The sequence below is a fragment of the Rhizobium sp. WSM1274 genome (assembly GCF_025200775.1).
Classification (GTDB): domain Bacteria; phylum Pseudomonadota; class Alphaproteobacteria; order Rhizobiales; family Rhizobiaceae; genus Rhizobium; species Rhizobium leguminosarum_I.
On sequence record NZ_CP104138.1, the window covers coordinates 1,879,425 to 1,904,391 of the forward strand.

Sequence of the window (24,967 nt, forward strand, 5' to 3'; positions counted from 1 at the left end):
AGGCATGCGCAACTGGCTCGGCAATGACGGCAACTGGATCGTAGCGGGACTGGCGGCGGCAATCACCGTGCCGCTCTTGAGCTTTGCCGCCGGCATGCCCTTCTGGATCGCCGCCATCATCGCCCTCCTGGTCTTTGCCGGCCTCGTCATTCTGCTTGCACCGCGCCGGCTGTTCGAAGGCCTCGATATCAAGCGCATCGGCAGCGGACGCATCGCCTTTGCCCGTGACCTGCTGGAGGCCGCCGTTCCCTTTGCCGAACGCCTGGAGACTGCCGCGGATGTGATCGGCGACAAACAGATGGCGGCCGCAGTCCGGCATCTCGCTGAAATCGCCGCCGATGTCTTTCGCAAGGTCGAAGCGAAGCCCGAAAGTGCCAATGCCGTGCGGCGGTTCCTCTCCTATTATCTGCCGCGTTCTGCCGAGCTGGCGGAAGGGTTTGCCGTCATCGAGGCCAAGCGCGTTCCCGACCTCAAGCAACTGGAGGAAGTGCGCGGCGTGCTGGTGAAGCTCGAAGAGGCCTTCGTCCATTATGCCGACAGTCTGGTTGATGAGGAACTCGGCACGCTCGATACCGATCTGCGCCTCATCCAGGCATCGCTCAAAGAGGATATCGGACGCTGATGGCCCTTTCTCGTCGCGCCTTTGGAGTGGGACTGCTGGGAGCCGGCGTCGCGGGCACCGGCGGTTATTTCGCCGTCCGGGATCGGCCGGAATTGCAGGGCCTGCTCGGCAGCCGCACGACGTTGTTCGGTTTCATCGGCGGCGAGAAGGAGGCCTTCCTGGCCGATCCTGACGTCATCAGGGCGCTCGGCGGATACGGGTTGACGGTGGACAGCCGCGTCGCGGGCTCCGTGGAGATGGTCCGCGAACAGGCGCTGCTGTCGCAGCGTCCGCAATTCCTCTGGCCGTCCTCCTCGATCATGGTCGATATCGCCAGGCAAAACGGCATCAATATCCGCGACGACCGCGTCGTGCTGAACACACCGATCGTCGTCTATTCCTGGCAGCCCGTCGTCGACGGACTGATGAAAGCGGGATTGGTGACGGTGACGAACGAAGGTCATCATCAGCTCGACCTCAAGGCGTTGCTTGATGCGATTCTTGCCGGATCCGACTGGTCGAAGCTCGGCGTCAATTCGCTCTACGGCCGCGCCCGCATCGTCTCGACCGATCCGAACCGCTCGAATTCCGGCTTCATGTTCGCCGGCCTCGCGCTCAGCCTTTTCAGCGGCAATGTCGCGACATCAGGTGACCTTGGCACCTTTGGCGGCAAAGTGCAGGCGATCTTCCGCAACATGGGCTTCAAGTCACCATCCTCAGGCAAGCTTTTCGACCAGTATCTGGCAGGCGGCCTCGGCGGCGAGCCGATGATCGTCGGCTATGAGAACCAGCTGGTCGAATGGATCCTCGCCGATCCCGCGCGATGGCAACGCATCAAGGCGAGCGCCGGCGCAAAGCCCGTGGTGCTCTATCCGCGCCCGACCGTTTATTCGGCACATCCGCTGATCGTCGTCGACGAGAGCGCCAACCGGCTGATCGAAGCGCTGGTGAGCGCGAAGCTCCAGGAACTTGCCTGGACGAGACACGGCTTCCGTGGTCCGCTGGGAACTGCCACCGGTAATGCCGACAGCGCGATCGGCTCTCTGCTGCCGGCCGAGGTCGATGCCATCCTGCCGATGCCGGATGCGGGCGTCATGCTGTCGCTGCTGCCGACACTGCTAAGCTAAGCGGCCAGGTTTTTTCCGCATAAGCCTTGCTTTTGCGCCAAATCGAATGTATGGGCACCGGCATTCCACACGTAAGGCATGGGATCGTCCGGGAGAAATCCGGGCTGTTCCGCCCGGTGGCATTCTCGAAGAGGATGCTGTTCGCCTTGCGGAGGTTCAACCGGAAAAGGAGTAACAAGGCATGGCATTGCCTGATTTTTCTATGCGCCAGCTTCTTGAGGCAGGCGTCCACTTCGGCCACCAGACGCATCGCTGGAACCCGAAGATGAAGCCGTACATCTTCGGCGATCGCAATAACATCCACATCATCGACCTGGCTCAGACCGTTCCGATGCTGTCGCGCGCCCTTCAGGTCGTCAGCGACACCGTTGCCCGCGGCGGCCGTGTTCTCTTCGTCGGCACCAAGCGCCAGGCGTCTGAGATCATCGCCGACAGCGCCAAGCGCTCGGCCCAGTACTACGTCAACTCGCGCTGGCTCGGCGGCATGATGACGAACTGGAAGACGATCTCCAACTCGATCCAGCGCCTGCGCAAGCTCGACGAGATCCTGAACGGCGAAGCCCAGGGCTTCACAAAGAAGGAACGCCTGAACCTCGAGCGCGAGCGTGAAAAGCTCGACAAGGCTCTCGGCGGTATCCGCGATATGGGCGGCACGCCCGACCTGATGTTCATCATCGACACCAACAAGGAAAAGATCGCGATCGACGAAGCCAAGCGCCTCGGCATTCCGGTTGTCGCCATCATCGATTCGAACTGCGATCCGGACCTGATCGACTATCCGATCCCGGGTAACGACGACGCATCGCGCGCGATCGCCCTTTACTGCGAGCTGATCTCCCGCGCCGCCATCGACGGCATCGCGCGTCAGCAGGGCTCTTCCGGCCGCGATCTCGGCGCATCCTTCGAAGTTCCGGTCGAGCCGGCTCTCGAGGAATCAGCCGAAGGCTGATGAAAGCAGGCGGGATCGAAAAGGTCCGCCGATGCTTGCAGAGACTGGGCTTGCAGAGACTGGGAAAGGCCGCTCGCGACTCATCGAAGTTCGGCGGCCTTGCCTGTTTCGAGGGGAGGGCATCAGGCTCTCCGCCCGATAAGTTTCGTTATGACGCGTCTTCATCACGCTGTCATACACACAGGTACATTTCGTGCCTCAATCCGGTGCCGAGCCGCGCTTTGCGGTCCACCGTATGAACCGACAAGAGGAAGCTAATGAGCGAGATTACGGCTGCAATGGTGAAGGAACTGCGCGAAAAGACCGGCGCAGGCATGATGGACTGCAAGAAGGCTCTTGCTGAAACCGGTGGCGACATGGAAGCGGCGATCGACTGGCTGCGCGCCAAGGGCATCGCCAAGGCCGACAAGAAGTCCGGCCGCACCGCTGCCGAAGGCCTCATCGGCGTTGCGAGCCAGGGCACCAAGGCCGTCGTCGTCGAAGTCAATTCCGAAACCGACTTCGTTGCCCGTAACGATGCCTTCCAGGAACTCGTCCGCGGCATCGCCAAGGTCGCTGTCTCGACCGACGGCACTGTCGAGGCTGTTGCCGCTGCGGCCTACCCGGCATCCGGCAAGTCGGTTTCCGACACGATCAAGGACGCGATCGCAACGATCGGCGAGAACATGAACCTGCGTCGTTCAACCGCTCTCTCCGTCGAGGACGGCGTCGTCGCCACCTATATCCACAATGCTGTTTCCGACGGCCTCGGCAAGCTCGGCGTTCTGGTCGCGCTGAAGTCGACCGGCGACAAGGAAGCCCTGAACGCCATCGGCCGTCAGGTCGCCATGCACATCGCCGCGACCGCGCCGCTGGCGATCCGCCCGGAAGAAGTCGATGCCGCCGTCGCCGAGCGCGAGCGCAATGTCTTCATCGAGCAGTCGCGTGCTTCCGGCAAGCCTGACAACATCATCGAAAAGATGGTCGAAGGCCGCATGCGCAAGTTCTTCGAGGAAGTCGCCCTTCTCTCGCAGGCTTTCGTTATCAATCCGGATCTGACCGTCGCCGCTGCCATCAAGGAAGCTGAAAAGGCCGTCGGCGCGCCGATCGAGGTTGCCGGCATGGCCCGTCTGCTCCTCGGCGAAGGCGTCGAGAAGGAAGAAACCGACTTCGCAGCCGAAGTCGCTGCTGCCGTCAAGGGTTGATCTTCCAGCCATAATTGGGAAAACACGAAGGGCATCGCGTGACAACGCGGTGCCCTTCGTGTATCGGGCATTCACGGCAATTTACGAGGAGCCAAGATGTCTTTAGAGCCTGTCTATAAACGTGTTCTACTCAAGGCTTCCGGCGAAGCGCTGATGGGTGGCCAGGGTTTCGGGATCGATGTGACGGTGGCGGACCGCATTGCATCCGACATCGCCGAGGCAAGGCATATGGGCGTGGAAGTCGGCGTTGTCGTCGGTGGCGGCAATATCTTCCGCGGAGTCGCGGTAGCGTCCAAGGGCGGCGACCGGGTCACCGGCGACCATATGGGCATGCTCGGCACCATCATCAACGCGCTGGCGCTGGCGACGTCGTTGCGCAAGCTGAACATCGATACGGTGGTGCTCTCGGCCATCTCCATGCCGGAGATTTGTGAAAGTTTCTCGCAGCGCGCGACCCTCTACCATCTGTCGATGGGACGCGTGGTGATCTTTGCCGGCGGCACCGGCAATCCCTTCTTCACCACCGATTCCGCTGCGGCACTGCGCGCCGCCGAAATGGGTGCGGAAGCGATCTTCAAGGGCACGCAGGTCGACGGCATCTACACCGCCGACCCCAAAAAATATCCCGATGCGACCCGCCTCGACCGGCTGACGCACCAGGAAGTGCTGGACAGAGGGCTGGCGGTGATGGACGTTGCCGCCGTGGCGCTCGCCAGAGAAAATTCCATTCCGATCATCGTCTTTTCGATCCACGAAAAAGGCGGTTTTGCTGAAATCTTGACGGGCGGTGGCCTCAAGACCATCGTCTCCGACAACTGATATAAGCTGCGCCGCGGTTTCGGCGCAGCCCTCGCTAGAACATGATGATTTTAGGCCCGACGGGCCTAAATCTGAATCATGTTCTACATTAGATAGTTAGAGCATGATGTCGCCCGAAAACCGCTGACACTTTTCGGCATCATGCTCTGGACGGGAGCATCGACATGAGTGAAGGTATAGATATCAAGGAACTGAAGCGCCGCATGGATGGCGCGATTTCCGCATTCAAGGGCGACATCGCATCGCTGCGCACCGGCCGTGCTTCGGCCAACATCCTCGACCCGGTCACGGTCGAGGCCTATGGTTCGCGCATGCCGCTGAACCAAGTCGCCAACATCACCGTGCCTGAGCCGCGCATGCTGTCGGTCTCCGTCTGGGACAAGTCGATGGTCAGCGCCGTCGAGCGCGGCATCCGCGAATCCAATCTCGGCCTCAACCCGATCATCGACGGCCAGAACCTGCGCATTCCGCTGCCGGAACTGAACGAGGAGCGCCGCAAGTCGCTCGTCAAGGTGGCGCACGACTATGCCGAAAAGAGCAAGGTGGCGATTCGCCATGTCCGCCGCGATGGCATGGACGGCCTGAAGAAGGCCGAAAAGGACGGCGTCATCGGCCAGGACGAGAGCCGGGCGCAGTCGGAACGTGTACAGAAGATGACGGACGAGACGATTTCCGAAGTCGACCGCTTGCTTGGCGAGAAGGAAAAGGAAATCATGCAGGTCTAGTGGATCTGTGCCTTTGCCTGGAAAGACCGGACGGGAAATGTCGGAATCTGTATTTGTAACTGTGCCAGAGCATGTTGCCATCATCATGGACGGCAATGGCCGTTGGGCCAAGCAGCGTGGTCTGCCGCGCACGATGGGCCATCGCAAGGGTGTGGAGGCGGTACGCGAGACAGTACGCGCCGCTGGCGCCGTCGGGATAAAATATCTGACCCTCTTTGCCTTCTCCTCGGAGAACTGGCGTCGGCCCGAAGCCGAGGTCTCCGATCTGCTCGGTCTCCTCAAGGCTTTCATCCGCCGCGACCTCGCCGAGCTCCATCGCCAGAACGTGCGGATCAAGGTGATCGGCGACCGCCACAGCCTGCGCAGCGATATTCTCGGCCTGCTGCTCGAAGCCGAGGAAACGACCAAGGACAACACGGCGCTGACGCTGGTCATCGCCTTCAATTATGGTTCTCGCGACGAGATCGCCCGCGCCGCAGTGAGCCTTGCCAGGGATGTCGAGGCTGGCCGCTTGAGGGCGCAGGACATCACCCCGGCGCTGATCAACGCCCGTCTTGACACGGCAGGTATCCCCGATCCGGATCTCATCATCCGCACCAGCGGCGAGGAGCGGCTTTCCAACTTCCTCCTCTGGCAGGCGGCCTATTCGGAATTCATCTTCCTTCCGGAATACTGGCCGGATTTCACCGCCGAGATCTTCCGTTCGGCGCTCGAGACATTCGCCTCTCGCGACCGGCGCTTCGGCGGCCTCTCGTCGCCGGCAGCCGCGGTCGGCACCTGATGCAGAGGGAATTGAAGCTCCGCATTGTTTCAGGGCTGATTCTTGCGGCCATCGTTCTCGCCGCCACCTGGTATGGCGGCCTTGCCTTCCGCATCCTGGCGGTCGTCATTGGCCTGCTGATCTATTATGAATGGTCGAAGATCACGGGTATCGCCCGTGATTGGGTTGCCAATGCCGTCGGCTGGATCGGCGAGGCGGCGATAGCCTTCCTCGTGCTTGTCGGCAATTTCGAATTCGCCGCCGGCATGCTGGCCGGCGTCACCGCCGTCGGCATCGCCCTGATCATCTTGCAGGGCACGAGCCGCTGGTTTCCGACTGGCCTGTTTTATTCCGGCGCTACCGGCCTGGCTCTTGCCGCGATCAGAAGCGATGACCGGCCCGGCCTTTACGCCATGCTCTTCGTCTTTGCCGTCGTCTGGGCAACCGATATCCTTGCCTATTTCGTCGGCAGGGCGCTCGGCGGACCGAAGCTTGCCCCTTCGATCTCGCCTGGAAAGACTTGGTCTGGCGCAATCGGCGGCGCCGTCTCGGCAGTCGCCGCCGGCGTCGTTCTCGTCCATTTTCTCCTTCCGGGCGCTGAAATCATCGCCGCCTTTGTGGCGCTCGTTCTATCGGTTTGCAGCCAGTCCGGCGATCTTTTCGAATCGTTCATCAAGCGGAAATTCGGCGTCAAGGATTCCAGCCGTCTCATTCCGGGCCATGGCGGCGTCATGGACCGTGTCGACGGACTGATTTTTGCCTGTTTTTCGGCGTTCTTGCTTGCAGGGCTTTTTTCCCTGATAAAGGGGACCGGAATGACGTCGCTCGGCGCGGCATTGTTCGGACTCTGACAACGCGTCTGACGGAAGGCACCCATGGAAACCCTGAGCGGAATATACGCATTTTTGATGGGGAATATCGTCACCTTCATCCTCGTGCTGTCACTGCTCGTCTTCGTGCATGAGATGGGCCATTACCTTGTCGGGCGTTGGAGCGGCATTCGCATCCTTGCCTTTTCCGTCGGTTTCGGTCCGGAGATATTCGGCTTCACCGACCGCCATGGAACGCGCTGGAAGATCTCTGTGATCCCACTTGGCGGCTACGTCCGGTTCTTCGGCGACGAGGATGCCTCGAGCAAGCCCGACACCGACAAGATCGCCGCCATGTCCGAAGAGGACAGGGCGCGCTCCTTTGCCGGCGCCAAGCTATGGAAACGAGCTGTAACCGTCGCGGCTGGCCCGATTGCCAATTTTCTGCTGGCGATCGCCATCTTCACCATTCTTTTCTCAGTCTATGGCCGCATGATCGCCGATCCTGTCGTTGCCGAAGTCAAGCCTGATGGCGCTGCCGCCGCCGCCGGCATCCTTCCAGGCGATCTATTGGTCGCCATCGATGGCGGTAAGGTCGAGACCTTCGACGACGTGCGCCGCTATGTCAGCATCCGGCCGAGCCAGCAGATCGTCGTGACGATCGAGCGCGCCGGCCAGAAGCTCGACGTGCCGATGGTGCCGCAACGCACCGACACGACTGACCAGTTCGGTAACAAGGCTGAGGTCGGCCAGATCGGCATCGTCACCAACCAGCAGGCCGGCAATTTCCGCCTGCAGACCTATACGCCGCTCCAGGCGCTGCGTGAGTCTGTGCTCCAGACCCGGGATATCGTCACCGGCACCTTCAAATATATCGGTAACATCTTCAGCGGAACGATGCGCGCCGACCAATTGGGCGGGCCGATCCGCGTCGCGCAAGCCTCGGGCCAGATGGCGTCGCTTGGGATAGGCGCAGTGTTGCAGCTTGCGGCGGTGCTTTCTGTTTCGATAGGATTGCTTAACCTGATGCCGGTTCCGGTACTTGATGGCGGCCACTTGATGTTCTATGCGGTGGAAGCGGTGAGGGGAAAGCCGCTCGGCTCTTCGGCCCAGGAAATTGCATTTCGCATCGGCTTGGCGATGATCCTGACATTGATGGTTTTCACGACCTGGAACGACATTGGCTCGTTGAGAGGGTAAACGCGCAAGCGGGGCCAATTACTATTTATTTACGATGTTTCAAGGCTGTAGTGGCGAATGGGTCACGCTTGCAAATGAAGTAAACAGAAATTAACGACCTGCCTTGCTTGTATGTCAAAAGCGGGTAAAACGACACACGTGACCGGAATCGGGTTCTCCCGGAACCGGGGACGAGGGAAACAAAGGTAATAGGTGAAATGAAGGCTGGTTCAAAGTTTTTGAACGCAGTATCGGCGGTTGCGCTGTCTGCTAGTGTTGTTGCTTCGGGCGCAGGTGCTTTGACGTTCGTTTCCGCTACGGCCGCTGAGGCCGCGGTTATCCAGCGCATCGATGTGCGCGGCGCAAGCCGTGTCGGCGCGGAAGCCGTCCGGTCGAACCTTACCATCGCTCCCGGCAAGAGTTTTTCCAACAGCGATATCGATGCCTCGGTCAAGCAGCTCTACGGGACGGGCTACTTCTCCGACGTCAAGATCTCGGTCTCCGGAAGCACGCTCGTCGTCAACGTCCAGGAAGCCCAGCTCGTCAATCAGGTTGTCTTCAACGGCAACCGCAAGATCAAGGACGACAAGCTCGCGACTGTCGTCCAGACCCATGCAGCCGGCCCTTATAGCGACGCCCAGATTCAAGCTGACATCCAGTCGATCAAGGACGCCTACGCCGCCACCGGCCGCAGCGAGGTCGAAGTTACGACGCAGGTGGTGCCGCTCGGCGAAGGCCGCGTCAACCTTGCCTTCGTCATCAACGAGGGGGACCGCACCAAGATCGATTCGATCAACTTCGTCGGCAACAATGCCTACAGCGCCGGCCGCCTGGCTGCCGTCATCGCCACCAAGCGTTCGAACTTCCTGTCGTTCCTGACCCGCAAGGACGTCTACAACGAAGACAAGCTCCACGCCGACGAAGAAGCGCTGCGCCAGTTCTATTACAATCGCGGCTACGCCGACATGCGCATCGTCTCTTCCGATGCAACGTTCGACGATGCGACCAACAAATACACGCTCACCTTCAACATCGAGGAAGGCCAGCGTTACGACTTCGGACCAGTGACCGTTCAGTCGACCGTCGAAGGCGTCGGCTCCGACCAGCTGCAGCCGCTCGTGCGCACTCGCGAAGGCCAGGTCTACAGCGCCAAGGAAGTGCAGAAGTCGATCGAGGCGATCTCCGATCAGGTGGCGTCTGCCGGTTATCCCTTTGCACGTGTCACGCCGCGCGGTAACCGCGACCTTAACAACAACACGATCGGTGTTGAATATCTGGTCGACCAGGGCGAGCGCGCCTATGTCGAGCGCATCGAGATTCGCGGCAACAGCCGTACGCGCGACTACGTCATCCGCCGCGAATTCGACATGAGCGAAGGCGACGCCTTCAACCAGCAGATGATCACCAAGGCCAAGCGTCGTCTCGAAGCGCTCGGTTATTTCTCCTCGGTCAACATCTCCACCCAACCGGGCAGTTCCCCGGACCGTGTCGTGGTGGTCGTCGACGTGCAGGATCAGTCGACCGGTTCGTTCGGTGTCGGCGCGGGTTATGCCGCCGGCGGCGACGGCTTGCTGCTCGAAGCATCGATCGAGGAAAAGAACTTCCTCGGCCGCGGCCAGTACATCCGCATCTCGGCCGGTGGCGGCCAGGAAGGCTCGCGCGCTTACGGCGTCAGCTTCACCGAACCCTATTTCCTCGGCTACCGACTGGCGGCAGGCTTCGACGTCAATCGCAGCGAAACGTCGAGCAACAGCAATTACGATTACGAGGAAACCAGCGTTGTCCTGCGCGTCACTGCGCCGATTACCGAAGATCTGGCGACGACCTTCCGCTATAACTACAAGCAGATGAAGTACGATGGCGATACCTCGGACCTGTCGGCGACCTACGCCAATCTGGTCGATGAGAGCCCGTGGACACGCTCTTCCGTCTCGCAGACGCTGACCTACAACACGCTTGACGACACCGTCCTGCCGCGTGAAGGCATCTATGCGACGGCGACGCAGGAAATTGCCGGCCTCGGCGGCGACTCGCAGTTCTACAAGATCTACGGCAAGGCCCGCTACTACCATCTGCTTGCCGACGATGCCGATATCATCGGCTCGGTCTCGGGTTCGGCTGGTTATGTCGTCCCCTTCGGCGACCATCTGAACGTCTTCGACCAGTTCACGCTGACCAACGGCGATATTCGCGGCTTCGAGAACAAGGGTATCGGCCCGCGCATCACCGGGGACCACGATGACCCGCTCGGTGGCACGACCTATTTCACGGCGTCTGCTGAAGCGACCTTCCCAATGCCGGGCTTCCCGCGTGACTTCAATCTGCGCGGCGCAGTCTTTGCCGATGCCGGCACGCTGTTTGGCAATGATGTCGAGCTTCTCGGGGCCGACCAGGCCGAGGGCACCAGCGCTTCGCTGCGTGCTTCCGTCGGTGTCGGTGTCGTCTGGCAGTCTCCCTTCGGTGCATTGCGTCTGGATTACGCGATCCCGGTCCTCAAGGAAGACTTCGACAAGACGCAGAACTTCAAGTTTGGCATCAACAACCAATTCTGATATCGGCAGTCCGGAACTGTAAGACTCAATTCCGTTCTGGAGCATTGCCGATGGAGCAAAACGTTTTTTTTCTGCCCCATGAAGGTCTGAGGCTCGCTGAGCTGGCAGAGTTTCTTGGGGCGGAGCTTGTCAATTCCGACCATGCCGATGTTATCGTCAGGTCCGTTGCCCCCATCAGCCGGGCACGGGCAGGCGATATCTGTTATATCCTGTCGCGCCGCAGCCGCGATGAACTGGCGACATGCGAAGCCTCGGCGGTGATCTGCGACAAGGCGCTCGCCGATCTCGTCCCCCAACATCTCCCTGTCATGCTGTCGTCCAATCCGCATGCGGCCTTCGCGATGGCAGGCGGCCTGTTCTATCCCACGGCATTGCGCCCGGTCGCCTTTTCCGGTGAAAGCGAGATCGCGCCAAGCGCGGTAATCGATCCGAGCGCCAAGCTTGAAAAGGGCGTGATCGTCGAGCCGATGGCCGTCATCGGGGCGCATGCCGAGATCGGCGAAGGGACGCGTATCGGCGCGCACAGTGTGATCGGCCCGAATGTCAAGATTGGCCGGGATTGTTCGATTGCGGCCGGCGCGAGCATTCTCTGCGCTCTGCTCGGCAACGGCGTCATTATCCACAACGGCGTCCGCATCGGCCAGGATGGTTTCGGTTATGCGCCGGGTCCGCGCGGCATGATTAAGATCGTCCAGATCGGCCGGGTGATCATCCAGGATAATGTCGAGATCGGCGCCAACACCACGATCGACCGTGGCGCCATGGACGATACGGTGATCGGTGAAGGCACCAAGATCGACAACCAGGTACAGATTGGCCACAACGTTCAGATCGGCCGCCATTGCGCCATCGTCGCGCAGGTCGGCATTGCCGGCAGCGCGAAGATCGGCAATGGCGTGCAGATCGGCGGCCAGGTCGGCATCAAGGGGCATGTGACGATCGGCGACGGCGTGCAGATCGCCGCCCAAAGCGGTATCATGACCGATCTTGCCGCCGGCGGACAATATGGTGGTACACCTGCGCGTCCGCTGAATGACTATCTGAGAGATGTTGCACAACTGATGTCCAAGACCAGGGTGCGCGGAAAGAAACCTGGAGGCGAGAAAAATGACTGAGGAAGCCACGACAACGCTTTCTTCGGCTGACATCATCGAGATCATGAAGCTGCTGCCGCATCGTTACCCGTTTCTCATGGTCGACAAGATCATCGAGATCGACGGCGATAACACGGCGATCGGCATCAAGAACGTCACAGTGAATGAACCGCATTTCACCGGCCATTTTCCGGAATCTCCGATCATGCCCGGCGTGCTCTTGATCGAGGGCATGGCTCAGACCGCGGGTGCGATCTGTGCCAAGAAGGATGGCCAGCCGGGCAACCTCGTCTATTTCATGACCATCGAGAATGCGCGCTTCCGCAAGCCCGTCGTACCCGGCGATCGTGTTGAATTCCATGTCAGGAAGCAGAAGCAGCGTGGCAATATCTGGAAATTCCATTGCGATGCCAAGGTCGACGGCGCGCTTGTTGCCGAGGCCGATATCGGCGCGATGATCGTTCGTAAGGATCAGGCATGAGCACTATCGCCGAAAGCGCCCGCATTCATCCGATGGCCGTCGTTGAAGACGGCGCGACCATCGATGAGGGCGTCAAGATCGGTCCCTTCTGCCATGTCGGCTCGCACGTCATCCTGCATGCGAATGTCGAGCTTTTGTCGCATGCGGTCGTGACCGGCCGCACGGTGATCGGCAAGGGCACGCGCATCTTCCCGATGGCGGTCGTCGGCGGCGATCCGCAGAGCGTGCATCACGGCGGCGAGGAGACGACGCTGACGGTGGGCGCCAACTGCACGATCCGCGAAGGCGTGACGATGAATACAGGCACGGCCGATTTTGGTGGCCAGACTATCGTCGGCGAGAATAACCTCTTCCTTGCCAATTCGCATGTCGCGCACGACTGCCGGGTCGGCAATCATGTGATCATGTCGAATAACGTCATGCTCGCCGGCCATGTCGTCATCGAGGATCGCGTCATCCTGGGCGGCGGTTCGGCCGTTCACCAGTTCACCCGCGTCGGCCGTCAGGCCTTCGTCGGCGGGCTCTCGGCAGTGAGTTACGACGTCATTCCCTACGGCATGCTGAACGGCAATCCCGGGCTGCTGAGCGGCCTCAACGTCGTCGGCATGACGCGCGCCGGCGTCGACCGCGCCGTCATTCACAGGGTACGTCGCGCCTATAAGTCGATCTTCGAAGGAACGGGCTCCGTCCGTGAAAACGCCGCCGCCATCCGCGAAGAATATGCCGATTGCGAGCCGGTGGTCCACATCCTCGACTTCATTGCCGCCGACAGCGACCGTGCCTTGTCCTCGCCGACCCGGGGGCAGAAGGGTTAGTCCGTGGCTTTATCAGGCGACACCGCTGCGGGCCGGCTGGCGATCATCGCCGGCGGCGGCCTTCTGCCTTCCTATGTCGCCGAAGCCGCGCGCGCGGCGGGCGAAAATCCCGTCATCGTCGCGCTGAAGGATGAAAGCGACCGGCGTTGGGAAGCGTATGACCATGCCGTCATCGGCATCGGCGATTTTGCAGCTCTCGAGGGCCTCTTGAACCGCTACGGCATCGGCCGTGTGGTCATGTCCGGCAGCGTGCGGCGCCGGCCGGAATGGCGCGAGGTGCGCCCGACGCTGCGCACTCTGATGAAGATGCCGGCCGTGATCCGCACCTTGTTGTCAGGCGGCGACGATAAGGTGCTGCAGATGGTGATCCGGCTGATCGAGGGAAACGGCAGGCGTGTCGTCGGTGCCCATGAGATCGCCCCCGACCTTCTTGCCGCCGTCGGCCCGCTCGGCACGGCGATACCGGGCGAAGAAGACCGGCGCGATATCAACCGTGCAGCGGAAGCCGCCGAAATGCTCGGCCGGCTCGATGTCGGCCAAGGCGCCGTCGCCATCGGCGGGCGTATCGTCGCGCTGGAGGGTCTTGAGGGCACGGACGAGATGTTGGAGCGTGTCGCCGGTCTCAGAGCCGCCGGACGCATCTCTCCGCGCCGCCGCGGCGCGCTTGTCAAGCTCTGCAAGCCGCAACAGGACATCCGTGCCGACCTGCCGGCGATCGGCGTTTCCACGGTCCTGAATGCAAAGAAGGCGGGCCTTGGCGGCGTGGCGGTCGAGGCAGGCCGTTCGCTGGTGCTCGATCGCGCCGCCGTCCTCAAGGCCGCCGATGAGGCCGGGCTTTTCGTCTGCGGCATCGATCGCGAGCTGCCGGCATGGGGGCTCGAATGACCGGGGCGCCGCTGAAGATCGCCGTCATTGCCGGCGAGGTGTCGGGCGACCTGCTCGGCGCCGATCTGGTTGCGGCCCTGAAGCGGATCCATGCCGGACCGATCAAACTCGTCGGTGTCGGCGGCGAGGGGCTTCAGGCCCAAGGTTTGAAATCGCTGTTCGATTTTTCCGAGCTGTCGATCATGGGCATCACCCAGGTGCTGAGCCGGCTGCCAAGGCTCTATACGCTGATCCGGAAGACAACGGCTGCCGTCGTCGCCGCAAGGCCGGACATACTTCTCATTATCGATAGCCCAGACTTCACCCACCGAGTCGCTAAGCGTGTCCGGACCGCACTGCCTGATCTGCCTGTCGTCAATTATGTCTGTCCGAGCGTCTGGGCCTGGAAGGAATATCGCGCCACGCGCATGCTGCCCTATGTCGATCATGTGCTCGCCGTCCTGCCCTTCGAGCCGGCGACGATGCGTGCGCTCGGCGGGCCTGAGACCACCTATGTCGGCCATCGCCTGATCGCTGATCCGGCGCTGCTCGAAGCGCGGCGGCTGCGCGCCGGGAGGGCATCCGTCGGGGAAGCGGGCAAGACCATCCTGATGCTTCCGGGGTCAAGATCCTCCGAAATCGCCAAACTCCTGCCGTTCTTCGAGGATGCGGCCAATGAACTCGTCGCCCGCAACGGCCCGATGCGATTCCTGCTGCCGACCGTGCCGCACAACGAAGCGCTGGTGAAGGGTCTGGTTGCCGGTTGGGCTACACCGCCGGAGGTGGCGGTCGGGCCGGCGCAGAAATGGAAGGCCTTTGCCGAAGCGGATGCGGCGATGGCAGCCTCCGGCACGGTGATCCTCGAACTCGCCCTTGCCGGCGTGCCGACGGTGTCCGTCTACAAGACGGATTGGATCATCCGCCTGCTCGCCCCGCGCATCAAGGTGTGGACGGGCGCATTGCCCAATATCATCGCCGATTATGCCGTCGTGCCGGAATATCTGAACGAGATCGTCCGCGGCGCCAGCCTGGCGCGCTGGATGGAGCGGCTGTCGGCCGACACGTTCCAACTGAAGGCGATGAACGAGGGTTATGATCTCGTCTGGCAACGCATGCAGACCGAAAAGCCGCCCGGCGAGCACGCTGCCGAGATCCTTCTCGACGTCTTGAAAAAGAAAAAACCCGGTCGTTTCTGAACTGACCGGGTTTTCTTTTGGGTTCCTTTGAAGCGATCAGCGCTTTGAAACCGGGATGTAATCGCGCTTCGGTTCGCCGACATAGAGCTGGCGCGGACGGCCGATGCGCTGTTCCGGATCCTCGATCATCTCGTTCCACTGCGCAATCCAGCCGACGGTGCGGGCGAGCGCGAAGAGCACGGTGAACATGGTCGTGGGGAAGCCCAGCGCCTTCAGCGTGATTCCGGAATAGAAGTCGATGTTCGGATAGAGCTTCTTCTCGATGAAATATTCGTCGGTGAGCGCGATGCGCTCCAACTCCATGGCCACTTCGAGCAATGGATCGTCCTTGATGCCGAGTTCGCCGAGCACTTCATGCGTCGTTTTCTGCATGATCTTGGCGCGCGGATCATAGTTCTTGTAGACACGGTGACCGAAGCCCATCAGGCGGAACGGATCGTTCTTGTCCTTGGCGCGAGCGACATATTCCGGAATGTGGTCGACCGTGCCGATTTCCGTCAGCATGTTGAGGGCTGCTTCGTTGGCGCCGCCGTGGGCGGGGCCCCAGAGGCAGGCGATGCCGGCGGCGATGCAGGCGAACGGGTTGGCGCCCGACGAACCGGCGAGACGGACGGTCGAGGTCGAGGCGTTTTGCTCGTGATCGGCATGCAGGATGAAGATGCGGTCCATGGCGCGGGCAAGCACCGGATTGACCACATATTCCTCGCAAGGCACGGCAAAGCACATGCGCAGGAAGTTCGAGGCATAGTCGAGGTCGTTCTTCGGATAAACGAAGGGCTGGCCGATATGGTACTTGTAGGCCATGGCGGCAAGCGTCGGCATCTTGGCGATCATGCGCAGGCTGGCGACCATGCGCTGGTGCGGATCGGTGATGTCGGTGGAGTCGTGATAGAAGGCCGACAGCGCGCCGACGCAGCCGCACATGACGGCCATCGGATGCGCATCGCGGCGGAAGCCGGTGAAGAAGCGGCTCATCTGCTCGTGCACCATGGTGTGGTGCGTGACGCGATAATCGAAATCCTTCTTCTGCACGGTGGTCGGCAGTTCGCCGTAAAGCAGCAGGTAGCAGACCTCGAGGAAGTCGCCATGCTCGGCGAGCTGCTCGATCGGATAGCCGCGGTGCAACAGGACACCTTCGTCGCCGTCGATGTAAGTGATTTTCGATTCACAGGATGCCGTCGAGGTGAAACCCGGATCGTAGGTGAAGGAAGCCGTATTCTTGTAGAGGGCACCGATATCGATGACGCTCGGGCCGATCGTGCCGCTTTTGACAGCAAGGTCGACAGACTTGTCACCGATTTTTATTGTAGCGCTTTGATCCGTCATGCTGATCCTCCGAAATGGCGGTGGCGCCATAAAAGCGCCATAGGGGTTAAGCGTCCTCACCGATAGCTATATGATCGCGAAGCTAATGCCAAGTTACCGTGACGGCATTTTGTGCATTGCGGTATCACCTTTTAGGCACTGCAGCGATGAGCCGCACGCATATCGGAAGCCGATGATTCAACTCGTCTTTTGGCGCTTGCGATTTTCCCTCGTATTTCAATCGATTATGCTTGCCGGATTTGATCGGAGGTTGCATTCTGGCCGCCTTCGCAGCTGGGCTTGGGCGGCACATGCAGGAGTTGACCACAGTCGAATTGCGGCCGGAAGCAGGCGAAGGCCTCGCCGACTCCGCCGGTTTTTCTCCACCTGTCATGGTGACGCGCCCGACAAGAACGCAGTCGACGAGCCCCTTGCGGCACCGGCTGCCGGCAGCAGCCTCGCAATCGCTGCGTATCGGCATGCGGATGCTGAGCGAAGAGGCGGACCACGGCCGTCTGCTGCTTGTCTCGCCTGTCTTCCTCGGTGCCGGGTCAGCCTTCTGGTTTCTCGCGGCATCGGACTTTCCGCTCGTTGCATCGCTGCTCTGCCTGTTGCTGCTGATCGTCGCCGTTCTCATCGCCAGCCGCAGCCGGGCGGCATTGCGGGCAACGCTGCTGGCGCTTGCACTTGTGGCCTGCGGCATGGCCTCCGCGCAGCTCGAGAGCTGGCGGGCTTCGACCGTGATCCTCGATTCCGCCGTCACGACGACGGTGACCGGCCGTGTGGAACGGCGCGAAGGCGACGGTCGCGGCCGGTGGCGCTACATTCTTGCCGTCACCGGTACGGAGGCGCCGGAAGTGAAGCGGTCGCCCGAACGCATAACCGCGATCACCCGCGGCGCAGACGCGCCCTTCGAGATCGGTGATATCATAACCGGCAGGGCGCGGCTGACGCCGCCGGCAGGTCCAGCACTTCCTGAGCTCAACGACTTCTCCTTCGGTGCCTATTTCGATGGAATCGGCGCGAACGGCTTCTTCTACGGCGCGCCGTCGAAGGTCGACTGGCAGGCAGGTCCGCAGGCGGCAAGATCGACGTGGGAAGCTCTGCTCGAAGGGCTCTACCGGCTGCGCAGCGGCATTGGCGACCGCATAAGGTCGATCTTGCCTGGCGACACCGGCGCTTTCGCCGCTGCTCTGGTGACGGACGAGCGGCGCGCCATCTCGAATGAGACGACGGAAGCGCTGCGCCAGTCCGGCCTGGCTCATATCGTCGCCATCTCCGGCCTCAACATGGCGCTGTCGGCCGGTATCTTCTTCGTTGGGTTCCGGATGTTGCTCAGCCTCTTTCCCGGCGTCGCTGAGGCCTATCCGACGAAGAAGATCGCTGCCGCCGGCGCGCTCATCGCCGTGACCGCCTATTTCCTGATCTCGGGCTTTGGGGTCTCTGCCGAACGCGCCTTCATCATGATGGCCATCATGTTGATTGCCGTCTTCTTCGACCGGCCGTCGATCAGCCTGCGCAATGTCGCGCTCTCCGCGCTCGTCATCATCGCCATTTCGCCGTCCGAGGTCTTGGGTCCGAGCTTCCAGATGTCCTTTGCCGCGACATTGGCGCTGGTCTCGGGCTATCAGCTGTGGAAGGACCGGCGCGTCCGCGAAAACGCCTTCCTCAAGCTGCCGATCATCAGGCCGGTCGTTACGGTTGCGGGTTTCTTCGGCGGCGTCTTCCTGACGTCGCTGATCGGCGGCTTTTCAACCGCGCTGTTTTCGATCGACCATTTTCATCGCCTGACCGCCTATGGCCTGCCGGCAAACCTCGCGACGATGCCGATCATCTCCTTTATCGTCATGCCGGCCGGGCTGCTGGCGATGCTGCTCATGCCTTTCGGTCTGGATGTTTGGGCCTGGAAGGTCGTCGGATTCGGCCTCGATCTGGTGATCGCGGTCGCAAAGACGGTATCCGGCTGGGGCGGCAATATCGACGTTGGCCGTTTGCCCGGCTGGTATTTCGCGGTCGCCGTGGCAGGCTTTCTTCTGCTGACGCTGCTCCGGACGCGACTGCGCCATTCCGGCACATCGATCATCGCAGTCTCGACGCTCATCCTGTTCCTTCTACCGGTTCCCCGGCCGCCGGATCTGGTGATTTCGGAGGATGGCAATCTCGTCGCGGTCGTCGAGGCGGCAGCAATGGCGTCCAACCGTGAACGACCGCCGGATTTCATCTTCGACCAATGGCAGAGAGCGCTGGTCCTGCCGACGCATGATCCGCCGAAGATGCTGGATGGTCCTGCTATCCCGCCGGAGGGAGAAGACCGCCGCGTCAGGCTTTCCCGCGATCAGCAGACCGAAGCGAGGACCGCGATGCGTGCAGCCGCAGCGGCCGGTGAAGCAAACCGCTTTTCCTGCGTCAAAAAGGCCTGGTGCACATCAAGGCTTGGCAATGGCCAGGTCGTGGCCGTCATCGACAATGCCGCCTATCTCGGCCCCGCATGCGACGCCGCCGATATCGTCGTGACGTCGGTCCGCCTGCGCTTCAACAGCTGCCGCTCAGGTGCGACGCTCTTCACCGGTGAAACGCTGCGCAGGACCGGTTCCGTCGAGTTGCGCTTCACGAACGCCGGCCTGGAGGTGGCAACCGCATTCGATGCATTGTCGCGGCCATGGATGCGCCATCGCGCCTATGACTGGCGCAGCAATAGTTTTACCGAGCCCGGTCTAGCCAAGGTCAGTGATAGCGGCGAATAAGACCGACGAGCTTGCCCTGAACCTTGACACGGTCCGGCCCGAAAATCCGGGTCTCGTAAGCCGGGTTGGCGGCTTCGAGCGCAATCGAGGCGCCCTTGCGGCGGAAGCGTTTGAGTGTCGCTTCCTCGTCGTCGACGAGAGCAACGACGATGTCGCCAGGACTTGCGGTGCTGCCGTTGCGGATGATCACGGTGTCGCCGTCAAAGATGCCGGCGTCGATCATCGAATCGCCCTTGACCTCCAGCGCATAATGTTCACCGGAACCGAGCATGTCGGCCGGAACGACGATGTCGTGGGTGTTGTTCTGGATCGCCGAGATCGGAACACCGGCGGCGATGCGGCCCATGACCGGCACGGAGACCGAGTTGCCGTTGTCGGCGACGGGTTTTGCAGGGGCAGGAGCGGCGACCGGCTGTGGCTTGCCGAGGCTGCCCTCGATGACGCTCGGCGAAAAGCCACGCCGCGGCTGGATGCTGGGGCTGTAGGCCTCCGGAAGCTTGATGACCTCGATCGCGCGGGCCCGGTTCGGTAGGCGGCGAATGAAGCCACGTTCCTCGAGCGCTGTAATCAAGCGATGAATCCCGGACTTCGAAGCGAGGTCCAGGGCATCCTTCATTTCGTCGAAAGATGGCGGAACGCCGGATTCCTTCATGCGCTCATGAATGAAAAGGAGAAGCTCCTGTTGTTTGCGCGTGAGCATCGACGTTGTGACCTCGTGATTGAAACAAATCCAGAACAGACACTATATGTTCCATATGTGTTCCGCAAGTAGCTAAATTTCCGTAAAACTTGGAACCAACTCGTCGAGATTCTTATTTTCATTCGCCGGATTGGACACATGTCTTGCATTGAGGGTGGCGCTGTCGCACATCTCTTGCCGATTTGAGGAGGGATATGATGAACACGCATTCCACCAAACCGTACCCGCTGGATCATGTCGTGCTGCCGGTCGTCGACATCGATCTGGCGCGCGAAAGGCTCGGCAAGCTCGGCTTCACCGTTGCCGCCGATGCGCGCCATCCCTTCGGAACGAAGAATGCCTGCGTCTTCTTTGCCGACAAGACCTATCTGGAGCCGCTCGGGATCGCGAGCGTCGAGGAGAGCGAGGCATCGGCGCGACGAGGCAATGTCTTCACCGCTCGCAACCGGGCTTTCCGCTTCCGTTGCGGCGCGGAGGGGCTTTCGGCGGTGGCCTTCGGCAGCAAGGATGCCGGCATCGATCATCAGGATTTCGTCGGCAACGGGTCGAGCGCCGGGGAGATGCTGCAGTTCAACCGGCCGATGACGATGCCGGACGGCTCCGAGACGATTGCCGGCTTCAAGCTGGCTTTTGCCGGCGACCTGCGCGCGCCTGATCTCTTGCTCTTCACCGTCGAGCGTATCAATCCGCTGCCGGCCGACCGCGCCGCGCTGGAGACGCATGCCAATGGCGTGACCGGCATAACGGAGATCGCGCTTTGCGCGCCGGAACCGGCCGCATTCGCTGCCTTCGTCGGCCTTGCAGCGGCGCAATCGGCAGTCGAGAAAACCGGTTTCGGCGTCAATGTCGCGGCGTCAAATGCGAAAATCGGTCTGATGACGCCGGAAGGGCTGGAGGCCTATTTCGACATCGCCGGCTCATCCGCAGATCGCGGCCTGCGCGGCCGGGCAATCCTCTTTGCTGTTGCCGATCTTGCCGTGACAGAAGCGCATTTGGCTGCTAACGGGGTGACATACACGCGCAAGAACAATCGCATTCTGGTGAAGCCCGCGCCCGGGCAGGGCACGCTCTTCGCCTTCGAGGAAACACGATGAGCACTGATACGAATTCCGACGTCAGGGTCGGCGAAGGCCAAGGCCAGGTCACCTTTTCCAATACCGGCCGCCTGTCGCTAATTGCCGGTCCCTGCCAGATGGAGAGCCGCGACCACGCCTTCATGGTCGCCGGCACGCTGAAGGAGCTTTGCGGAAGGCTCGGCATCGGCCTCGTCTACAAGAGTTCCTTCGACAAGGCGAACCGGACCTCGCTCTCGGCCGAACGCGGTATCGGGATCGAAAAGGGCATGGAGGTCTTTGCCGACCTCAAGAAGGAATTCGGCTTTCCCGTCCTGACCGACGTTCATACCGCCGAACAATGCGCCGAGGTGGCAAAGATCGTCGACGTCCTGCAGATCCCGGCCTTCCTTTGCCGCCAGACCGACCTTCTTATTGCCGCGGCCAAGACCGGCCGCGTCGTCAACGTCAAGAAGGGCCAGTTCCTCGCTCCCTGGGATATGAAGAACGTTCTGAAGAAGCTCAATGCCAGTGGCAATCCGAACGTGCTGCTGTGCGAGCGCGGCGCCTCTTTCGGTTACAACACGCTGGTTTCCGACATGCGTTCGCTGCCGATCATGGCGGCGATGGGCGCCCCCGTTATCTTCGATGCGACCCATTCCGTGGCGCAGCCGGGCGGGCAGGGCGAATCCTCCGGCGGTCAGCGGGAATTCGTGGAAACGCTGGCGCGCGCAGCGGTGGCTACCGGTATCGCCGGCGTGTTCGTCGAAACCCACCAGGACCCCGACAATGCACCTTCCGACGGCCCCAACATGGTCTATCTCAAGGACATGCCGCGGCTGCTTGAAAAGCTACTCGCCTTCGATGCGGTCGCCAAGGCTTGACGTTCAACAGCCTGACATGATCGTGCTATAGGCGAGATCCGAACACGGTCCGAAGGGCTGGAAATTGCAGCATTGTAATTTGCACGCCTTCGACTAAGACAGGTTTCGAACCGACTTATCACCCACCGAGCAGGAAGAACCCATGACTGCAATCACCGATATCATCGCCCGCGAGATTCTCGATAGCCGTGGCAACCCCACCGTCGAAGTCGATGTCTATCTCGAAGATGGCAGCATGGGCCGCGCGGCCGTTCCCTCGGGTGCCTCGACGGGCGCGCATGAGGCGGTCGAACTGCGCGACGGCGGCAAGCGCTACTTGGGCAAGGGCGTCGAAAAGGCGGTCGAAGCCGCCAACACCGAGATCTTCGACGCGATCGGCGGCATCGACGCCGAAAACCAGATCCAGATCGACAACATCATGATCGAGCTGGACGGCACGCCGAACAAGTCGCGCCTCGGCGCCAACGCCATCCTCGGCGTGTCGCTCGCCGTCGCCAAGGCTGCCGCCCAGGCGTCCGGCCTGCCGCTCTACCGCTACGTCGGCGGTGCTTCCGCCAGCCTGCTGCCGGTGCCGATGATGAACATCATCAACGGCGGCGCCCACGCGGACAACCCGATCGATTTCCAGGAGTTCATGATCCTGCCGGTCGGCGCCGATTCGATCGCCGAAGCCGTGCGCATGGGTTCGGAAGTCTTCCATACGCTGCGCAAGGAACTTGCTAGCCAGGGCCACAACACCAATGTCGGCGACGAAGGCGGTTTCGCACCGGGTCTGAAGAGCGCGCCGGAAGCCCTCGACTTCATCATGAAGTCGATCGAGAAAGCCGGCTACAAGCCGGGCGACGACATGTGCCTCGGCCTAGACTGCGCCTCGACCGAATTCTTCAAGGATGGCAAATACGTTCTCGAAGGTGAAGGCCGCACGCTGGAATCGGGCGCCATGGCCGAATATCTGGCCGAGCTCGCCGGCAAGTATCCGATCATCTCGATCGAGGACGGCATGGCCGAAGACGATTGGGACGGCTGGAAGACGCTGACCGACCTGGCTGGCAAAAAGACCCAGCTCGTCGGCGACGATCTCTTCGTCACCAACTCCGCCCGTCTTCGCGACGGCATCCGCATGGGTGTTGCCAACTCGATCCTCGTCAAGGTCAACCAGATCGGCACGCTGACGGAGACGCTCGATGCCGTCAACACGGCGCACAAGGCGGCCTATACCGCCGTCATGTCGCACCGCTCCGGCGAAACCGAAGATTCGACCATCGCCGATCTCGCGGTCGCCACCAACTGCGGTCAGATCAAGACCGGCTCGCTGTCGCGCTCCGACCGTCTTGCCAAGTACAACCAGCTGATCCGCATCGAAGAGGGCCTCGGCCCGCAGGCCCAGTATGCCGGCCGCTCGATCATTCGCGGCTGATCGGATCTGATTTCCAATGGCTTGACCCGCGCCTTCCCGTGAACTGACCCCCGAAGGTTGGATGTCCAACTTTCGGGGGTCAGTTCACCGGCGCGGGTTTTTTATTGCCCGATTTTTTGAGTCAACGAACGGTTAATCTCTGCGCGCTAGATTGAACGAATTGGTAATGCGTTCAAGAGCATGCGTGTATGTGGACAAAGCATCATAAGAAGAGAAAGATCGGTCGCTTCGTCATTCCGGCCATGACGGTCGCCTTCCTTTCCTATTTCGGTTATCATTGCATCCATGGCGATTACGGCCTGCGCGCGACGGAGACGTTCGAGCATCAGCGTGTTGCGCGTGAAAAAGAGCTTGCAGTCTTGAAGGCGAAGCGCGAACATCTGGAAAATCAGGTCGCGCTGCTGAGTGACGGTTCGCTCGACAAGGATATGCTGGACGAAAAAGCGCGTTATCAGCTCAACATGTCGCGTGCGGACGAGATCGTCGTCTTCAACCATTATTCCAATTAACCGAAAACAGGTTCATTGGAATTTTCATACTTATTTCCAGTAGCTTAGCACTGAATACGAGCCATGCAATTATGGCATTGCTGTGGTCATGTTTCTTCCCTATGGTACGCGCCACCAAGAAACGACAAACCCATAGGGAGGGTTGAATGGCGCCGCGAAAGACCGCGACCGTTTCCAGCCGCAAAACTGCAGCAAAACCGGCAGCCAAAGCATCGAATGGCGGCCCGGTAGCCGACTTCGATCGCAATGAAGAGCTGAAGGCCTATCGCGAGATGCTGCTGATCCGCCGCTTCGAGGAGAAGGCCGGTCAGCTTTACGGCATGGGCTTCATCGGCGGCTTTTGTCACCTCTACATCGGTCAGGAAGCTGTCGTCGTCGGCATGCAGATGGCGCAGAAGGAAGGCGACCAGGTCATCACCGCCTATCGCGACCACGGCCATATGCTGGCAACCGGCATGGAAGCGCGCGGCGTCATGGCGGAACTGACCGGGCGTCGCAGCGGCTATTCCCACGGCAAGGGCGGCTCGATGCACATGTTCTCGAAAGAGAAGCATTTCTACGGCGGTCACGGCATCGTCGGCGCCCAGGTCTCGCTCGGAACGGGTCTTGCCTTCGCAAACCGCTACCGCGGCAACGACAATGTTTCCATTGCCTATTTCGGCGACGGCGCTGCCAACCAGGGCCAGGTCTACGAGAGCTTCAACATGGCGGCTCTCTGGAAGCTGCCGATCGTCTATATCGTCGAGAACAACCGTTACGCCATGGGCACCTCGACCGCCCGCGCCACCGCGCAGTCGAACTATTCGCTTCGCGGATCCGGCTTCGGCATCCCCGGCATTCAGGTCGACGGCATGGACGTCCGCGCCGTCAAGGCGGCCGCCGACGAAGCGCTCGAACATTGCCGTTCCGGCAAGGGCCCGATCATTCTCGAAATGCTGACCTATCGTTATCGCGGTCACTCCATGTCCGACCCGGCGAAGTATCGCTCCAAGGACGAGGTGCAGAAGATGCGCTCCGAGCATGACCCGATCGAACAGGTGAAGGCACGCCTCGTCGACAAGGGCTGGGCTTCCGAAGACGATCTGAAGGCGATCGACAAGGATGTCCGCGACATCGTCGCCGACAGCGCCGACTTCGCCCAGGCCGATCCGGAGCCGGATGTATCCGAGCTCTATACCGACATTCTGCTCTAATCGGGGAG

23 protein-coding genes are annotated in these 24,967 nt (G+C 61.2%); 21 read left to right on the top strand and 2 right to left on the bottom strand.

Annotation, left to right across the window (positions count from 1 at the left end; translation table 11 throughout):
- The first annotated feature begins 4 nt into the window (after positions 1–4).
- From N2600_RS09570 to lpxB, 15 genes are all read left to right on the top strand, one after another.
- Positions 5–622 carry a 5-bromo-4-chloroindolyl phosphate hydrolysis family protein gene (locus N2600_RS09570; RefSeq protein ID WP_260110771.1) on the top strand — a complete coding sequence of 206 codons (618 nt, stop codon included), beginning with the start codon at positions 5–7 and terminating at the stop codon, positions 620–622.
- Positions 622–1,728: a substrate-binding domain-containing protein gene (locus tag N2600_RS09575; RefSeq protein ID WP_260110772.1), complete on the top strand. Its 1,107-nt coding sequence runs from the start codon at positions 622–624 to the stop codon at positions 1,726–1,728. The genes N2600_RS09570 and N2600_RS09575 overlap by 1 nt, the downstream gene beginning before the upstream one ends.
- A gap of 181 nt (positions 1,729–1,909) precedes the next feature.
- The gene (rpsB, locus tag N2600_RS09580; protein WP_017964141.1) at positions 1,910–2,677 is read left to right on the top strand and encodes a 30S ribosomal protein S2; all 768 of its coding nucleotides are present in this window, start codon (positions 1,910–1,912) and stop codon (positions 2,675–2,677) included.
- A 257-nt stretch (positions 2,678–2,934) separates the two neighbouring features.
- Positions 2,935–3,861 carry a translation elongation factor Ts gene (gene tsf, locus N2600_RS09585; protein WP_017964142.1) on the top strand — a complete coding sequence of 309 codons (927 nt, stop codon included), beginning with the start codon at positions 2,935–2,937 and terminating at the stop codon, positions 3,859–3,861.
- Positions 3,862–3,957: 96 nt separating this feature from the next.
- The gene (pyrH, locus tag N2600_RS09590) at positions 3,958–4,680 is read left to right on the top strand and encodes a UMP kinase (protein ID WP_003539289.1); all 723 of its coding nucleotides are present in this window, start codon (positions 3,958–3,960) and stop codon (positions 4,678–4,680) included.
- 164 nt (positions 4,681–4,844) lie between these two features.
- Positions 4,845–5,405 (top strand): ribosome recycling factor, encoded by a 561-nt coding sequence (gene frr, locus N2600_RS09595; protein ID WP_017964143.1) that lies wholly within the window; start codon positions 4,845–4,847, stop codon positions 5,403–5,405.
- 37 nt (positions 5,406–5,442) lie between these two features.
- Positions 5,443–6,186 (top strand): isoprenyl transferase, encoded by a 744-nt coding sequence (locus N2600_RS09600; RefSeq protein WP_017964144.1) that lies wholly within the window; start codon positions 5,443–5,445, stop codon positions 6,184–6,186.
- On the top strand, positions 6,186–7,016 hold the full coding sequence (locus N2600_RS09605; RefSeq protein ID WP_017964145.1) for a phosphatidate cytidylyltransferase: 831 nt from the start codon (positions 6,186–6,188) through the stop codon (positions 7,014–7,016). Before N2600_RS09600 ends, N2600_RS09605 begins: the two co-directional genes overlap by 1 nt.
- 24 nt (positions 7,017–7,040) lie before the next feature.
- Positions 7,041–8,174, top strand: coding sequence for an RIP metalloprotease RseP (gene rseP, locus N2600_RS09610; RefSeq protein ID WP_017964146.1), 1,134 nt, complete (start codon positions 7,041–7,043; stop codon positions 8,172–8,174).
- Between the two features lie 197 nt (positions 8,175–8,371).
- Positions 8,372–10,705, top strand: coding sequence for an outer membrane protein assembly factor BamA (gene bamA / locus N2600_RS09615; RefSeq protein ID WP_017964147.1), 2,334 nt, complete (start codon positions 8,372–8,374; stop codon positions 10,703–10,705).
- Between the two features lie 50 nt (positions 10,706–10,755).
- Positions 10,756–11,820 carry a UDP-3-O-(3-hydroxymyristoyl)glucosamine N-acyltransferase gene (gene lpxD / locus N2600_RS09620; protein ID WP_017964148.1) on the top strand — a complete coding sequence of 355 codons (1,065 nt, stop codon included), beginning with the start codon at positions 10,756–10,758 and terminating at the stop codon, positions 11,818–11,820.
- Entirely contained in the window at positions 11,813–12,280 is a 468-nt protein-coding gene (gene fabZ, locus N2600_RS09625; protein ID WP_017964149.1) for a 3-hydroxyacyl-ACP dehydratase FabZ, read from the top strand. The genes lpxD and fabZ overlap by 8 nt, the downstream gene beginning before the upstream one ends.
- Positions 12,277–13,095 carry an acyl-ACP--UDP-N-acetylglucosamine O-acyltransferase gene (lpxA, locus tag N2600_RS09630; protein WP_260298657.1) on the top strand — a complete coding sequence of 273 codons (819 nt, stop codon included), beginning with the start codon at positions 12,277–12,279 and terminating at the stop codon, positions 13,093–13,095. The genes fabZ and lpxA overlap by 4 nt, the downstream gene beginning before the upstream one ends.
- A gap of 3 nt (positions 13,096–13,098) precedes the next feature.
- Positions 13,099–13,980, top strand: coding sequence for an LpxI family protein (locus tag N2600_RS09635; RefSeq protein WP_017964151.1), 882 nt, complete (start codon positions 13,099–13,101; stop codon positions 13,978–13,980).
- Positions 13,977–15,155 carry a lipid-A-disaccharide synthase gene (gene lpxB, locus N2600_RS09640; protein WP_260298658.1) on the top strand — a complete coding sequence of 393 codons (1,179 nt, stop codon included), beginning with the start codon at positions 13,977–13,979 and terminating at the stop codon, positions 15,153–15,155. Before N2600_RS09635 ends, lpxB begins: the two co-directional genes overlap by 4 nt.
- A 36-nt stretch (positions 15,156–15,191) precedes the next feature.
- Here lpxB and gltA read toward each other — a convergent pair whose 3' ends face one another.
- Positions 15,192–16,481: a citrate synthase gene (gene gltA, locus N2600_RS09645; RefSeq protein ID WP_017964153.1), complete on the bottom strand. Its 1,290-nt coding sequence runs from the start codon at positions 16,479–16,481 to the stop codon at positions 15,192–15,194.
- Positions 16,482–16,771: 290 nt separating this feature from the next.
- Here gltA and N2600_RS09650 point away from each other — a divergent pair, with 290 nt between their 5' ends.
- Positions 16,772–19,204, top strand: coding sequence for a ComEC/Rec2 family competence protein (locus N2600_RS09650; RefSeq protein ID WP_260298659.1), 2,433 nt, complete (start codon positions 16,772–16,774; stop codon positions 19,202–19,204).
- On the opposite strand, the gene lexA is transcribed toward N2600_RS09650, so the two are convergent.
- Entirely contained in the window at positions 19,185–19,904 is a 720-nt protein-coding gene (lexA, locus tag N2600_RS09655) for a transcriptional repressor LexA (RefSeq protein WP_017964154.1), read from the bottom strand. The two genes, N2600_RS09650 and lexA, sit on opposite strands and share 20 nt — an antisense overlap.
- Before the next feature lie 197 nt (positions 19,905–20,101).
- Between lexA and N2600_RS09660 the strand changes: the two genes are divergently transcribed.
- From N2600_RS09660 to pdhA, 5 genes are all read left to right on the top strand, one after another.
- On the top strand, positions 20,102–20,998 hold the full coding sequence (locus N2600_RS09660) for a VOC family protein (protein ID WP_260298660.1): 897 nt from the start codon (positions 20,102–20,104) through the stop codon (positions 20,996–20,998).
- Complete coding sequence (kdsA, locus tag N2600_RS09665; protein WP_017964156.1) at positions 20,995–21,840, top strand: 3-deoxy-8-phosphooctulonate synthase; 846 nt, start codon at positions 20,995–20,997, stop codon at positions 21,838–21,840. The genes N2600_RS09660 and kdsA overlap by 4 nt, the downstream gene beginning before the upstream one ends.
- Positions 21,841–21,982: 142 nt before the next feature.
- On the top strand, positions 21,983–23,257 hold the full coding sequence (eno, locus tag N2600_RS09670) for a phosphopyruvate hydratase (protein ID WP_017964157.1): 1,275 nt from the start codon (positions 21,983–21,985) through the stop codon (positions 23,255–23,257).
- Positions 23,258–23,445: 188 nt separating this feature from the next.
- Positions 23,446–23,766, top strand: a complete 321-nt coding sequence (locus N2600_RS09675) for an FtsB family cell division protein (protein WP_017964158.1) — start codon at positions 23,446–23,448, stop codon at positions 23,764–23,766.
- 146 nt (positions 23,767–23,912) lie between these two features.
- The gene (gene pdhA / locus N2600_RS09680; RefSeq protein WP_017964159.1) at positions 23,913–24,959 is read left to right on the top strand and encodes a pyruvate dehydrogenase (acetyl-transferring) E1 component subunit alpha; all 1,047 of its coding nucleotides are present in this window, start codon (positions 23,913–23,915) and stop codon (positions 24,957–24,959) included.
- The last annotated feature ends 8 nt before the right edge of the window (positions 24,960–24,967 follow it).